We start from the raw sequence: 13244 nt of genomic DNA on the forward strand, positions 1-13244 counted from the left end.
CCTACCGCCGCTTCGCTTTCCGGTCGTCCTTGATGTGACCCTTGAAGGTCCGGGTGGGGGCGAACTCGCCCAGCTTGTGACCGACCATGGCCTCCGAGACGAACACCGGCACGTGCTTGCGTCCGTCGTGGACGGCGAAGGTGTGTCCGATGAAGTCGGGGATGATCGTCGACCGACGGGACCAGGTCTTGATGACCTGCTTGGTGTTCTTCTCGTTCTGGACGTCGACCTTCTTCAGGAGATGGTCGTCGACGAACGGGCCCTTCTTCAGGCTGCGTGGCATCGCTGGATACTCCTAGCGCTTGTTCTTGCCGGTGCGCCGGCGTCGGACGATGAGCTTGTCGCTCGGCTTGTTCTTGCGGGTGCGGCCCTCGGGCTTACCCCACGGGCTGACCGGGTGGCGGCCACCGGAGGTCTTACCCTCACCACCACCGTGCGGGTGGTCGACCGGGTTCATGACGACACCACGAACGGTGGGGCGCTTGCCCTTCCAGCGCATACGGCCGGCCTTGCCCCAGTTGATGTTGCCCTGCTCGGCGTTGCCGACCTCGCCGACGGTGGCGCGGCAGCGCACGTCGACGCGGCGGATCTCACCGGACGGCATACGCAGCGTGGCGTACGTGCCTTCCTTGCCGAGCAGCTGGATGCTGACACCGGCCGAACGGCCCATCTTGGCGCCACCACCCGGGCGGAGCTCCACGGCGTGGATGACGGTGCCCGAGGGGATGTTGCGCAGCGGCAGGTTGTTGCCCGGCTTGATGTCGGCGTTCGGCCCCTGCTCGATGCGGTCGCCCTGCGACAGTCCCTGCGGCGCGATGATGTAGCGCTTCTCGCCGTCCAGGTAGTGCAGCAGCGCGATGTTCGCGGTGCGGTTGGGGTCGTACTCGATGTGCGCAACCTTGGCGTCGACGCCGTCCTTGTCGTGGCGACGGAAGTCGATGACTCGGTACGCGCGCTTGTGCCCGCCACCCTTGTGACGGGTGGTGATGCGTCCGTGCGCGTTGCGGCCACCGGTGCTGTGCAACGGGCGGATCAGCGACTTCTCCGGCGTCGACCGAGTGACCTCGGCGAAGTCCGAGACGCTGGACCCGCGACGACCGGGGGTCGTCGGCTTGTACTTGCGAATAGCCATGTCTGTGTAGTCCTCTGTGCTTCCCGCCGGCGGTTAGGCCGGTGCTCCGAACAGGTCGATCGGCTTGCTGCCCGCGGACAGCGTCACGATGGCGCGCTTGGTGCTCTTGCGCTGGCCGAACCCGCTGCGGGTGCGCTTGCGCTTGCCCTGACGGTTGAGCGTGTTCACCGAATCGACCTTGACGCTGAAGATCTTCTCAATGGCGATCTTGATCTGCGTCTTGTTCGAATCCGGGTGCACGACGAACGTGTAGGTGTTGTCCTCGATCAGCCCGTAGGACTTCTCGGAGATCACCGGCGCCAGGATGATGTCGCGGGGGTCAGTGACGGTCGCCATCAGGCCGAAACCTCTTCCTTGTCAACGCTGTTCGCCTGAATGTAGGCGTTCAGTGCTTCCACGCTGAACACCAGATCATCGGCGTCGAGCACGTCGTAGGTGTTGAGCTGATCCGCTGAGATCACCCGCACACCAGGCAGATTGCGCGCGCTCTTGGTGCCGACCTCGTCGCTGCGGCCGATCACGATCAGCACCTTGCGGTGATCCGCGGTCAACAGCGTCTCGAGGAACGCCTTGGCGATCTTCGTCGACGGCGTCTGACCACTGATCAGCTCGGTGATCGCGTAGATCCGATCGTTGCGGGCCCGATCCGACAGCGCGCAACGCAAGGAGGCGGCAATCATCTTCTTCGGGGTCCGCTGGCTGTAGTCACGCGGCTTGGGACCGTGCACGATGCCACCGCCGGTGAACTGCGGTGCCCGCGTCGAACCCTGACGGGCGCGGCCGGTGCCCTTCTGCCGGTACGGCTTCTTGCCACCACCGGAGACCTCGGCGCGCGTCTTGGTCGAGTGCGTGCCCTGGCGCTTGGCGGCCAACTGCGCCGTCACCACCTGGTGCATCAGCGCGATGTTGGGAGCCACGTCGAACAGAGCGGCGGGCAGCTCGACGCTGCCGTCCTTCTTGCCGTCCGGCGTGAGAACGTCGATCTTCTTGGAAGCCATTACTTCTCACCTCGTTTGATCGCAGTGCGGACTACGACGAGCCCACCGTTGCGGCCAGGAATGGCGCCCTTGATCAACAGCACACCGTTCTCGGCGTCGACCTTGTGCACCTTCAGGTTCTGGGTGGTGATCTTGTCGGTACCCATCCGGCCGGACATGCGGGTGCCCTTGAAGACACGGCCCGGGGTGGAGCAGCCACCGATCGAACCGGGCCGACGGTGCACTGCCTGCGCGCCGTGGGAGGCGCCCTGACCCTTGAAGCCGTGACGCTTCATGGTTCCGGCGAAGCCCTTGCCCTTGCTGGTGCCGGTGACGTCGACGTAGCTGCCGTCGGCGAAGATCTCGGCGGTCAACTCCTGACCCACCTCGTAATCGGCGGCGGCGGCCTCGTCTTCGAGCCGGAACTCGGCCAGGTGCCTGCGTGGGTTGACACCCGCGGCGGCGTACTGACCGGTGACCGGCTTGTTGACCTTGCGCGGGCTGATCTCGCCGTAGGCGAGTTGCACGGCGCTGTAGCCGTCGCGCTCGGTGGTGCGGATGCGGGTCACCACGTTGGGGCCGGCCTTGACGACCGTGACTGGGACGACCTTGTTGTTCTCGTCGAACACCTGCGTCATGCCCAGCTTGGTGCCCAGAATGCCTTTGCGTGCCATTGTTCTGGAATCTCCTACTGGATGTTGACGTCGACGCTCGCCGGCAGATCGATGCGCATGAGAGCGTCAACGGTCTTCGGCGTCGGGTCGAGAATGTCGATCAGGCGCTTGTGGGTGCGCATCTCGAAGTGCTCCCGCGAGTCCTTGTACTTGTGCGGGGACCGGATGACGCAATAGATGTTCTTCTCCGTCGGCAGCGGCACCGGACCAACGACGCTCGCGCCCGTACGGGTGACCGTCTCGACGATCTTGCGCGCCGAGGCATCGATCGCCTCGTGGTCGTAGGCCTTCAGCCTGATGCGGATCTTCTGTCCCGCCACGCTTCTCCTACCTCACTACTAACGGGGCCCATACTGGCCCATGTCTACGTGCGACACGCACTAGGTGCGTTCCGCTGGCTATGCCGCCGCTGTTTACCTGTCTGTGGTCCACCGGCCCCCGCGCTCGGGTGTGTCGCCCTTGCACGCACTCTCCTGCGCCGAAAACTCCGTCGCGATCAAGGTTGGGACCGGATGCGCCCGCGAGGGCGCTGGTCGTATGCCCGACCAGGCGAACCTGGCTCGAGGCAACCCGAACAGTATGCCTCAGAACTGGGCGGGCTCCAAATCCCTCGGGAACGCCCATACCCGCCGCATGGGGACCGTCCCTCGGCGCAATGAAATGGACATCGATGCGTCGTAGGGCCGTCACGCACCGCGGGTTGGCTCTAGAGCACACCGACTGGAGGAACCGCGCCGGCGCTGACCGCGGTCCCGCTCGCAATTCCGAACACCCCACCGGAAAACGAGGGTCCTTCCCCCATGAGTATCGACGCAACGGACATCGCCCCTGCCGAGGCGGTCGCCCGACCCACCCCGCGGTGGTCTCCATACGGTGCGCGTGGTCAGCCTCGACGTTCAGCCCGGCGAGGGGCGACCTTCCCCTGCAGCCGGCCATCCGAATCTTAGGGCACTAGCTTCTGTCCCTTGTCGATGTCGAGTGAGCTCTCGCAACAGCACGGGCGAAGTGGCCTCCTTCTCCGCTCGAGTGCCGAGGCCCAGCGTCCCATCGGCTTAATGCGATCGTCATCGAAACTTACGAGGTGGTCATCCCGCGGACGCCATAATGGAAATACGACTGAAGTCGCGTTTGATGTCCGATCGGCCGAACCGGCCGCAGACCCACCCACGGAGCCACCTGCCATGACCAGATTGACCCATGTTCCCGCCACCACACCCGTCGACGACTTGGTCGAACATCTGCGTCGCGACAACTACGTGATCGTCGACGACCTCGCACCAACGGCCATGATGGACGCCATCGAGGAGGAAGTCGCCCCCTACCTCGACTCCACTCCCATCGGCTACAACGAAATCCTCGGCAAGAAGACTCGCCGCACCGGCGCCCTCATCGCCCGCTCCCCCACCTGCCGCGAGCTCATCCAGAATCCCACCATCCTGGGCACAGTCGGCCAATTCCTCGGCCACGCCACTGCATTTCAGCTGATGCTCACCCAGATCATCTCCATCGAACCCGGTGAATCCGCTCAGGGGCTGCACCGCGACCAAGTGGCGTGGGACTTCTTCCCCTTTCCGGCCGACTACCACGTTCAATGCAACATGCTCTGGGCCCTGTCGGACTACACCGCCGAGATGGGTGCCACCCGCGTCGTCCCCGGCAGCCACCTCCCCGACGCCCTCACCCCCAAGGAATACACCGACTCCGACTGCCTCCAAGCCGAGATGACCCGCGGCTCGGTCCTCCTCTACAGCGGCAAGATCGTCCACAGCGGCGGCGCCAACAAGACCACCGACAAGACCCGGCGCGCCATCAACATCAACTACTCCGTGGGCTGGGTCCGCCAGGAAGAGAACCAATACCTCTCCGTGCCAATCGACGTCGCCAAGACCCTCGACGACGACCTCCTCAAGCTGATGGGCTACCAGGAGGGCGCGTTCTCCATGGGCTACATCCGCGACTTCGAAGACCCGCTACGCGCCATCCGCGGCGACGCGATCGCCTACGGCTACGACCCCAACCGCGTCCGCGCCGACGCCTCCCCGGAGTATGCCGCGTTCCTTGCCGGCAGCCAGTAGGCGACGCTCAACGCCTCGCCTTCGGCGCGGTCGTCACACGGCCGCGCGTCGCGCTCGCGCGCTGGGGCTCGATCGTTCCGAATAGTGCGCCAGATACTGGATCAGGACGATTCGGATCTCACCGATGATCTGGTGATCACCTCGCACCTCGTCGGTGTAGGCGTATTGGAAGAGGCGCTCGCAGATCTCGATCGCCACCAGGGATTGTCGGAGCGAGCACTGGTCGAACGACGGTTCGGCCTTCTGCAGCGCGGCCAGAAGCGTCTTCGCGACGTCCTGCATCCACTCGCGGTCGGCTGCCCGCACCGGGGGCGTGAGGTTTTGACCCACCCACAGTTCACGAACCAGCGGACGTCCGAAGCAATCCCGGTAGAACTCGATGAGAGTGTCGACGACGCTGTGCCAGTGCGTGATCGGGTTCGTCTCGAGCATGTCACCGAGTAATGCAGCAGACTCCTGCATGCACTGGAAGGCCAACTCCTCGAGAACTTTCTCGGGTGTCTCGAAGAACGAGTAGAACGATCCTCGGCTCACCCCCGACTCCCGGAGAAGCAAGGTCGGTGAGGCCGCGATCGCTCGATAGCCCACCTCGACCAGCAGGCGTGACGCGGTATCCAGGATGCATTGGGTCGTGGCCTTGGAACGAATTTGAAGTGGCTGCTTTCGCAAGCCGCCCGGTGTGATCGTCGCTCCCCCGCGTTGCTCCGATACGCGGCCCGAAGAGTGTTCCTGCACAGTGCTCCTCATCATGCCGGTGCCGCGAAGCGAGACAACCGCCTTCGTTCGTTGCCGACACGTCTTCCCGGACGGCATGTCACATGAAACACGACTGCAGTCAAGACTAGCGCCGGTTCAACATTGTTCGCGGCGTGACGTCGTGCGTCAATTCAACGAGAACCAGGGCTGCGTGCCGTGGACTCCTTCATCACCGCCGCCGATTCCGGCGGCCACGATCACGCACGATTGGCATGCTCGGCCGCATCGACGTGGCGGCCAGCCCGGATGTGCTTCGTCGGCGCGTGAACGAAGCGACGCAGGCGGTCACCGGGCCGGTGTCGCCTCCGTCACTCCTTCGGACCGGCCCAGAACGCACACTGATGCCGCTGGTCGAAGTCGGTCTCCACCGTGGCCCCGCCGGGCAGCAGTGACCACCGCTTCTCCTCGCCGTCGAAGGCGGGCCAGGCGTCTCCGGGATGGCCGTCGCGGACGAACTGGCTCCAGGCGTCGACCATCTGGTCCGACAGCACCTGCTGATCGGGGCTGAGCGGCGGCGCTCCGCCGACGTCGAACAGATAGCGCAGCTCCAGTGAGTGACTGGCACCGACCGGAAACGGCAAGGTGCGCATGGCATCCGGGGCAGGGGCGTTGCGGTCGTTGAACTCGTAGGCGTACACCGAGTCCGTCTTGGCCAGCCCGTCGGCCATTCTGTCGGCGACGCAGGCGAAGACACCGTCGGTGACGGCCGCCGAGTACGCCAGCGGCACGCTACCCTGATAGCGCTCCAGCGGGTAGCGCGCCTCGACCGCCCTCGCATCGCGACCGAACGTCTGCGTCAACAGCTTCGGGTACTGCGCCGCGGTGTAGGGCTGCTTCAGCCGCAGATACTCCAAGGCGACGAAGAGCGTGAACTCATCATGGTTGGTACCGATCATCACGGGCACCTTGGCGGCCTGCGCCCGCGCGATCGCCACCATCGGATCCGTCGGCAGCACCGTGGTTCCCGTGACGGGTCCGCTCAGCGCGTCGTCGCCGATGCGGTAGTACCACACCGGTTTTCGCAACCTTTCGGCCGGCAACCCGCGAAGGCAGTCGGCGACGGTTCTGAGGTCCTCGCAGCCGGCGTCGCGGGCGTAGGCGATGCTGGTCCGCTGCGCCTCGGGAAGGGCGACCTGCGCCTGGCACGGCCCACTCTGGATGATCGCCGCCCGGAAGAGTCCCTCCGACCCCGGGGCAACGAGGTGATCACACACCGACATCCCGCCCGCGGACTCCCCCGCGATCGTGACGGCATCGGGATCGCCGCCGAAACCGGCGATGTTGTCGTGCACCCATCGCAGCGCGGCCTGCTGGTCGGACAGCCCGTAGTTGCCGACCGCACCCGGGGCACCGAGGGCGGGATGCGCCAGGAAGCCCAGCGCACCCAGCCGGTAGTTGAGGGTGACGACGATGATGTCGCCACGTGACGCCAGCCACCGCGAGTCGTAGATGTTGGCGCTGCCGTTGATGAATGCACCACCGTGGATCCACACCATCACCGCCCGCTTGCGATCCGAGGGCGGTGGCGTCCAGACGTTCAGCGTCAGGCAGTCCTCGGACGTCTGCCTGCCCAGCTCCATGTCACTGGCGTCCTGCATGCAGCGCGCACCGGTATGCGTCGCATCACGCGCCCCTTGCCACGGCGCTGCCGGCGCGGGCGGCTGCCACCGCAGCGGGCCGACGGGCGGGGCTGCATAGGGAATGCCGGCGAACAGGCGGTGCTCCGGTGTCACCGTCCCCCGGACGGCCCCCGTCGCCGTCTCGGCGATCGCCGGGTCGGTGGGCGCACTTGCGGAGGTGGCCGGGGCCGCGCCGTCGCCGCGCGCACAACCGGCCAACAGGACCATCATCACGAGCAGCAGCGCGGTCGCACCCCGCCCGACCGAATCACATCGCACGACCGCCGAGCCTACTGGGACACCGATCCGGGCAATCCCCTCCGCACGTTCGCAAGCCCGCCCTAAACTGCCGGTTGACACCCGTCAAGTGCAGCCGCGTATCAGGAGCCCGAATGACCACACCGACCATTGGCGACGCCGTCAAGGTCCTGGCCGATCCCACCGCCTACGCCGACGATGAGCGCCTGCACGACGCGCTCACCCTGCTTCGGGCCACCAATCCCGTTGCCTGGGTGGACGTCCCGCCCTACCGGCCGTTTTGGGCGATCACCAAGCACGCCGACATCATGGCGATCGAACGTGACAACGAGCTGTTCTTGAGCGAGCCGCGGCCGCTGCTGGCCACGGCGGCGGCCGACGACATGGCCAAGGAGCAACTCGCTGCGGGCATGGGCCTGCGCACGCTGATCCACATGGACGATCCCCATCACCGCAAGGTCCGCAAGATCGGGGCGGACTGGTTCCGGCCCAAGGCCATGCGCGACCTGCAGATCCGCGTCGACGAATTGGCCAAGCGCTACGTCGACAAGATGCGTGACATCGGACCCGAGTGCGACTTCGTGACCGACATCGCGGTCGACTTCCCCCTGTACGTGATCATGTCGCTGTTGGGCCTGCCCGAATCCGACTTCGGCCGCATGCATTCGCTCACCCAGGAGATGTTCGGCGGCGATGACGACGAGTACAAACGCGACGGCGGGTCACTCGAGGATCAGCTGGCCGTGCTCCTCGACTTCTTCGCGTACTTCAACACGCTGACCGCGTCACGCCGTGAGCACCCGACCGGTGACCTCGCCTCGGCGATCGCCAACGGCACCATCGACGGCGAACCGCTGTCCGAGGTCGACACCGCGTCGTACTACGTGATCGTGGCCAGCGCAGGCCACGACACCACCAAGGATGCGATCTCGGGCGGCCTGCAGGCGCTCATCGACAACCCCGGCGAGTTGCAGCGCCTGCGCGACGATCCCGGCCTGATGGGTACCGCCGTCGAGGAGATGATCAGATGGTCCACTCCCGTCAAGGAATTCATGCGCACCGCGGCCGCTGACACCACGATCGGCGGCGTCGACATAGCGGCGGGCGAGTCGGTGTACCTGGCCTACGTCTCGGGGAACCGCGACGAAGAGGTGTTCACCGAGCCATTCCGGTTCGACGTCGGCCGCGATCCGAACAAGCACGTCTCCTTCGGTTACGGCGTGCACTTTTGCCTCGGTGCGGCACTGGCCCGGATGGAGATGAACAGTCTGTTCACCGAACTGGTCCCGCGACTGGAGTCGATCGAACTCGCCGGGCCTCCGGAACTGTCCGCGACGACGTTCGTCGGGGGCCTCAAGCACCTTCCGATTCGATACTCGGTGAAGTAGTCGGACCGCCGGCCCCCTTGGCGAAGCTCTTCAGGAAACCGTCGACGGCCGCGACCGCCACCTTCTGGTAGTCGAACTCGGCGAGCGTGCTGATCCGTCCGAACGCCAGGGGGCCGATCAGCAGGGCCAAGGCGACCGTGCGATCGACCTCGGCGAGTTCTTCGGCCGCTTGCGGACTGTCGAAGATCACGTCGAAGGGTGCCGAGTACTGCTGCGCGATGCGTTCCCGCAGCGATCGCATCTCGGGGCTGCTCAGATCGGTGTGCTGCATCTCGGGCAGCCGGGCCATGTCCGGTCCGAGAGACAGCCACGACATCGCCGTCAAGGTGGTGGGTGCCTCGGCGATCGACTCGGCCCAGGCCACCACGATCGCGATCAGCCGGTCACGCAGCGTGCCCTCCTCCGGCGGCATCGGCGGCGGCGGGATGAGGCTGGTGAAGCTCGCGGCCAGGAGGTCGTTGGCACTCGAGAAGTGGCGGTACAGCGTGGCTCTGGCGACGTTCGCGGTGCGCGTGACGGCGTCGATGGTCACCGCGCTCGGGCCGCCGGAGCGCAACAGGCTCGTCGCCGCGTCGAGCAGTCGCGCCCGCGAGCGAGCGGGACGCGGGTCCGAGCGCTCGGTGGTCATCGTTTACCTCGTCTCAACCGGGGAATCAACGCTACGAGACTGTTAGTCTCAAAAGTAACTGACGAAAGGAGCGTGCCCGCCGATGGCCGACACGATCACGCCGTCCGACCAGGATATCGACTCCAGTCTCGCAGCCCTGTCCAAGCGGGCGCGGGTGTGGTTGTTGGTGGTCGCATGCCTGGCCGTGTCGATGGTCATCTCATCGATGGTCGCCCTGAACTCCGCGCTGCCCGACATCGCCGTCGAAACCTCTGCCACCCAGTCGCAGCTGACCTGGATCATCGACGGCTACACCCTCGTTCTCGCCTGCCTGCTTCTGCCCGCCGGTGCCATCGGGGACCGATACGGAAGGCGCGGAGCACTTCTCATCGGACTGGCCATCTTCTCGGCGGCTTCGCTGGCACCGATCTTCCTCGACGGCCCGATCGAATTGATCATCGCCAGAGCGGTGGCGGGAGCCGGTGCGGCCTTCATCATGCCTGCCACGCTGTCGCTGCTGACCGCGGCCTACCCGAGGGCCGAACGCAACAAGGCGGTCGGCATCTGGGCAGGCGTCGCGGGCACGGGCGCCGTGCTCGGCTTCCTGGTCACCGGCATCCTGCTGCACGTCTGGTCCTGGCACTCCATCTTCTGGGCCTTTGCCGGTGCGGGCGTCTTGCTCTTCGCCCTCGCGTGCACTGTGTCGTCATCACGCGACGCCGACGCCGCGCCACTGGACTGGATCGGCGCGATGTTGGTCGGGTCCGCGGTGGCGATCTTCGTCTTCGGTGTCGTCGAGGCTCCCGCCAGGGGCTGGAGCGATCCCCTGGTGTGGGGCGGCATGTCGGCGGGTGTGGCGTTGTCGGCCGCGTTCACCGTGCACCAGTTGCGCCGCCGCTTTCCGCTGCTGGACGTCCGCCTGTTCGCCAAGCCCGAGTTCACGACGGGCGCCGTCGGCGTGACGCTGTTGTTCTTCGCCAACTTCGGGTTCTTCTTCGTCGCGATGCAGTACATCCAGCTGGTCATGGGCTACAGCCCACTCGGCACCGCGTTCGCCCTTGCCCCGCTGATCGTGCCCGTCTTCATCCTCAGCGTCACCGCCAGCTGGTACCTGCCTCGCGTCGGCTTGCGAGTCGCGGTGACGGTCGGCCTCCTCCTCATCGCCGCGGGCCTGGTCAGCTTGCGAGTGCTGGAGGTCGACTCCACCTACGTCGATCTGGCGTGGCCACTGCTGATCATGAGCACGGGCATCGGACTGTGCACGGCACCAACGACTTCCGCCATCATGGGCGCCGTACCCGACGAGAAGCAGGGCGTGGCGTCGGCCGTCAACGACACCACCCGGGAGATTGGTGCCGCACTCGGCATCGCCGTGGCCGGTTCGATTCTCGCCGCGCAGTACACGACAACGCTCTCCCCCATGCTCACCCAGTTCCCCGAGCCGGTGCGCGAACGTGCGCTCGGCTCACTCGCCGAAGCCCTCGCGGTATCCGAGCAGATCGGGCCACTCGGCCCCCGTCTCACCGAGCTCGCGCGGACCGCCTTCCTGCACGCCATGGACTCCTCGGTGATGGTCCTAGCGATCGTGATCGTCACCGCGTCGGTGTTCATCGGGATCTGGTCGCCCGGCCGCGACGGACGACAGTCGGGCGTCGTGCGCAGGCTAAGGCGCATACCCTGATTGGGTGCGCCTGCTGATCGTCAATCCGAATACCACCGCGTCGATGACCGTCGCCATCGGGACGGCGGCGCGCGCGGTCGCCAGGCCCACCACCCAGATCGTCGCCCGCAATCCCGCCGACGGTCCCGCCAGCATCGAGAGCGACGAGGACGAACGGCGTTGCCTCCCCGGGCTTCTCGACCAGGTGCGGAGGGCAGCAGCCGAGAGGGACTCTCCCGACGCCTACGTCATCGCCTGCTTCGGTGACCCTGGCCTGGAGGAGGTGCGTGCGACCGTCGAGGGACCCGTTCTGGGCATCGCGCAGGCGGCGATGCACGCCGCGGCCCTGGCCGCGGGCAGTTTCTCTGTCGTGACGTCGATGTCCGCCACGGTGCAGACGGCGTGGACGCTCGCCAAGACCTACACCCCCGGCCAGTGCCTTGGGGTGCACGCCACCGACATTCCCGTCCTGCAGATCGACGCAGATCCCGCGACCGTCGGACCCATCGGTGATGTCTGCGCCAACGCGTTGGCCGAGGACGGCAGCCGGGCAATCGTATTGGGTTGTGCCGCAATGGCGAAGTTCGCCCGGCCCCTCACCGAGCGGCTTGGCGTGCCGGTCGTCGACGGGGTGGTGGCGGCAACGCTGCTGGCCGAGGCACTCGTCACCATGCGGCAGTTCACCGGATGAACTCGGCCGCGCGGTGGCCAATCATCGCGATCGTGGCGTGTGGTCCTCGGCTGGTGATGTCGGGCAGGATCGACCCGTCGACCACCCACAGGCCCTCCACGCCGCGCACCCGGCACCTCTCGTCGAGCGCCCCCTCGCCGTCACGACCCATGGGCACGGTGCCGCACAGGTGCTGCGAGGTCGACCAGAAGGACTCGCGGGCCTCGTAACCGGATCCCGCGAGATCGTGGGCAAGGGCGGCGCCTGCCTCGAGGGCCGCGACGTCGGCCGGTTCACTGTCGTATCGGTGTTCGATGGACGGGGGCACCGCGGCGTCCCCACTGGCGAGGACGACGCGTCCGCGCGAGTGCGGCCGCATGAGCGTGACGCCGAGATGCGGCCGGTCGGCCGGGTCGTACCCGGCGCCCGTCATCGAGGCGAAACCAGTTGTATAGCAACGAATCTCGAGACTATCCTCCGTGGTGAGCAGCACCTCTAGCGGCGGCCGGTCCGGCGCGGCGGGCCAGTCGACCGGAAGGACCAGCTCGGGGTGGTCGATGCTCGCCGTTCCCACCGGCAGGTCCAGCAGCACCGGCACACCCGCGGCGGACAGCTGCGACGCGGGCCCGACACCCGACACCATGAGCAGCTGCGCCGACCCGATGGCACCCGCCGACAGGACGATGCGGTCGGCGGTGAAGCGCTGCGGTCCGTCCGACCCGACGCAGTCGACGCCCACCGCACGGTGCCGGACCATCTCGATGCGCGTCGCCCGACGCTTTTCGAGCACGGTGAGATTGGCGCGCCCGGCGGCGCGATCGAGGAAGGCGTCACCGGGCCCGACCCGGGTGCCGCCGTTGATGTTCAAGGGTACGGCGCCGACACCGGGCCGCCCGGGATCCGCACCATTGAGGTCGGCGACCCACCCGTACCCGTGGCGCAGGGCCGCATCGATGAAAGCGCTTGCCCCTTGGTTGAATTCGGCCGTGCGCCGGATCACCATCGGGCCGTCGGCACCGTGCAGCGAGCCGTCGAAGTCCAGGTCGGTCTCGATCTCCCTGAAGTGCGGCAGGACGTCGTTCCACGTCCACCCGGGGATGCCCCACTCGTCGAAGTCGGAGGCCAGGCCGCGGCAGAAGTACCCCCCGTTGACGGCACCGGACCCGCCGACGACGTCGCCCCGCACGAGCGAGGCGCTGCGTCGAGGGCTCTCGGTCAGGGTGGTCTGGTAGCGCCGAACGACCGAGCTGGCCACGCCGATCGGCAGTCGGTGGCCGTCGTCGATTTGTTCCCGGACGCCCGGGTCCGATCGGCCGGGGCCCGATTCGACGATCGTCACCCGGCACCGGGGGTCGCGCGAAAGGCTTTCGGCGAGAACGCAACCAGCGCTGCCCGCACCGACGATCAGGACATCGGAGTGCAAGGGAA

14 protein-coding genes are annotated in these 13244 nt (G+C 66.7%); 4 read left to right on the top strand and 10 right to left on the bottom strand.

Annotated elements, in window-relative coordinates; all coding sequences use genetic code 11:
- Nucleotide 1 precedes the first annotated feature (1 nt).
- The 6 genes from rpsS to rpsJ are packed head-to-tail and all read right to left on the bottom strand — an operon-like array spanning nt 2 to nt 3103.
- Nucleotides 2-283 (bottom strand): 30S ribosomal protein S19, encoded by a 282-nt coding sequence (rpsS, locus tag QUE68_RS23455; RefSeq protein WP_057167020.1) that lies wholly within the window; start codon nt 281-283, stop codon nt 2-4.
- A gap of 12 nt (nt 284-295) precedes the next feature.
- Nucleotides 296-1132 carry a 50S ribosomal protein L2 gene (gene rplB / locus QUE68_RS23460; protein ID WP_284228668.1) on the bottom strand — a complete coding sequence of 279 codons (837 nt, stop codon included), beginning with the start codon at nt 1130-1132 and terminating at the stop codon, nt 296-298.
- A gap of 33 nt (nt 1133-1165) precedes the next feature.
- The gene (rplW, locus tag QUE68_RS23465; protein WP_284228669.1) at nt 1166-1468 is read right to left on the bottom strand and encodes a 50S ribosomal protein L23; all 303 of its coding nucleotides are present in this window, start codon (nt 1466-1468) and stop codon (nt 1166-1168) included.
- A complete protein-coding gene (rplD, locus tag QUE68_RS23470; protein WP_286274542.1) occupies nt 1468-2130 on the bottom strand; it encodes a 50S ribosomal protein L4 in 663 nt (220 codons plus the stop codon). The genes rplW and rplD overlap by 1 nt, the downstream gene beginning before the upstream one ends.
- Entirely contained in the window at nt 2130-2783 is a 654-nt protein-coding gene (gene rplC, locus QUE68_RS23475) for a 50S ribosomal protein L3 (RefSeq protein ID WP_284228671.1), read from the bottom strand. Before rplC ends, rplD begins: the two co-directional genes overlap by 1 nt.
- 14 nt (nt 2784-2797) lie before the next feature.
- Complete coding sequence (gene rpsJ / locus QUE68_RS23480) at nt 2798-3103, bottom strand: 30S ribosomal protein S10 (RefSeq protein ID WP_003925843.1); 306 nt, start codon at nt 3101-3103, stop codon at nt 2798-2800.
- An 861-nt stretch (nt 3104-3964) separates the two neighbouring features.
- Here rpsJ and QUE68_RS23485 point away from each other — a divergent pair.
- Entirely contained in the window at nt 3965-4858 is an 894-nt protein-coding gene (locus QUE68_RS23485) for a phytanoyl-CoA dioxygenase family protein (protein ID WP_284235099.1), read from the top strand.
- A gap of 33 nt (nt 4859-4891) precedes the next feature.
- Here QUE68_RS23485 and QUE68_RS23490 read toward each other — a convergent pair whose 3' ends face one another.
- Both QUE68_RS23490 and QUE68_RS23495 read right to left on the bottom strand, forming a co-directional pair.
- Nucleotides 4892-5392: a TetR/AcrR family transcriptional regulator gene (locus QUE68_RS23490; protein WP_286274543.1), complete on the bottom strand. Its 501-nt coding sequence runs from the start codon at nt 5390-5392 to the stop codon at nt 4892-4894.
- 530 nt (nt 5393-5922) lie between these two features.
- A complete protein-coding gene (locus QUE68_RS23495; protein WP_286275925.1) occupies nt 5923-7464 on the bottom strand; it encodes a carboxylesterase/lipase family protein in 1542 nt (513 codons plus the stop codon).
- Between the two features lie 161 nt (nt 7465-7625).
- Between QUE68_RS23495 and QUE68_RS23500 the strand changes: the two genes are divergently transcribed.
- Nucleotides 7626-8879 carry a cytochrome P450 gene (locus QUE68_RS23500; protein WP_284228689.1) on the top strand — a complete coding sequence of 418 codons (1254 nt, stop codon included), beginning with the start codon at nt 7626-7628 and terminating at the stop codon, nt 8877-8879.
- Here QUE68_RS23500 and QUE68_RS23505 read toward each other — a convergent pair.
- Nucleotides 8845-9507 carry a TetR/AcrR family transcriptional regulator gene (locus tag QUE68_RS23505; protein WP_284228690.1) on the bottom strand — a complete coding sequence of 221 codons (663 nt, stop codon included), beginning with the start codon at nt 9505-9507 and terminating at the stop codon, nt 8845-8847. The two genes, QUE68_RS23500 and QUE68_RS23505, sit on opposite strands and share 35 nt — an antisense overlap.
- A gap of 82 nt (nt 9508-9589) precedes the next feature.
- On the opposite strand from QUE68_RS23505, the gene QUE68_RS23510 reads away from it, so the two are divergent.
- Together QUE68_RS23510 and QUE68_RS23515 are read left to right on the top strand one after the other, a co-directional pair.
- The gene (locus QUE68_RS23510) at nt 9590-11167 is read left to right on the top strand and encodes an MFS transporter (RefSeq protein ID WP_284228691.1); all 1578 of its coding nucleotides are present in this window, start codon (nt 9590-9592) and stop codon (nt 11165-11167) included.
- Nucleotides 11168-11171: 4 nt separating this feature from the next.
- Nucleotides 11172-11837, top strand: coding sequence for an aspartate/glutamate racemase family protein (locus QUE68_RS23515; RefSeq protein ID WP_284228692.1), 666 nt, complete (start codon nt 11172-11174; stop codon nt 11835-11837).
- Here QUE68_RS23515 and mftG read toward each other — a convergent pair.
- Nucleotides 11827-13239, bottom strand: a complete 1413-nt coding sequence (gene mftG, locus QUE68_RS23520) for a mycofactocin dehydrogenase MftG (protein WP_284228693.1) — start codon at nt 13237-13239, stop codon at nt 11827-11829. The genes QUE68_RS23515 and mftG overlap by 11 nt on opposite strands.
- Nucleotides 13240-13244: the final 5 nt, after the last annotated feature.

Source organism: Mycolicibacterium sp. TUM20985 (assembly GCF_030295745.1).
Taxonomy (GTDB): domain Bacteria; phylum Actinomycetota; class Actinomycetes; order Mycobacteriales; family Mycobacteriaceae; genus Mycobacterium.

Coding starts and splice junctions, on each gene's coding strand:
- rpsS (WP_057167020.1), bottom strand. CDS start 283: ATGCCACGCAGCCTGAAGAAGGGCCCGTTCGTCGACGACCATCTCCTG.
- rplB (WP_284228668.1), bottom strand. CDS start 1,132: ATGGCTATTCGCAAGTACAAGCCGACGACCCCCGGTCGTCGCGGGTCC.
- rplW (WP_284228669.1), bottom strand. CDS start 1,468: ATGGCGACCGTCACTGACCCCCGCGACATCATCCTGGCGCCGGTGATC.
- rplD (WP_286274542.1), bottom strand. CDS start 2,130: ATGGCTTCCAAGAAGATCGACGTTCTCACGCCGGACGGCAAGAAGGAC.
- rplC (WP_284228671.1), bottom strand. CDS start 2,783: ATGGCACGCAAAGGCATTCTGGGCACCAAGCTGGGCATGACGCAGGTG.
- QUE68_RS23485 (WP_284235099.1), top strand. CDS start 3,965: ATGACCAGATTGACCCATGTTCCCGCCACCACACCCGTCGACGACTTG.
- QUE68_RS23495 (WP_286275925.1), bottom strand. CDS start 7,464: ATGATGGTCCTGTTGGCCGGTTGTGCGCGCGGCGACGGCGCGGCCCCG.
- QUE68_RS23500 (WP_284228689.1), top strand. CDS start 7,626: ATGACCACACCGACCATTGGCGACGCCGTCAAGGTCCTGGCCGATCCC.
- QUE68_RS23505 (WP_284228690.1), bottom strand. CDS start 9,507: ATGACCACCGAGCGCTCGGACCCGCGTCCCGCTCGCTCGCGGGCGCGA.
- QUE68_RS23510 (WP_284228691.1), top strand. CDS start 9,590: ATGGCCGACACGATCACGCCGTCCGACCAGGATATCGACTCCAGTCTC.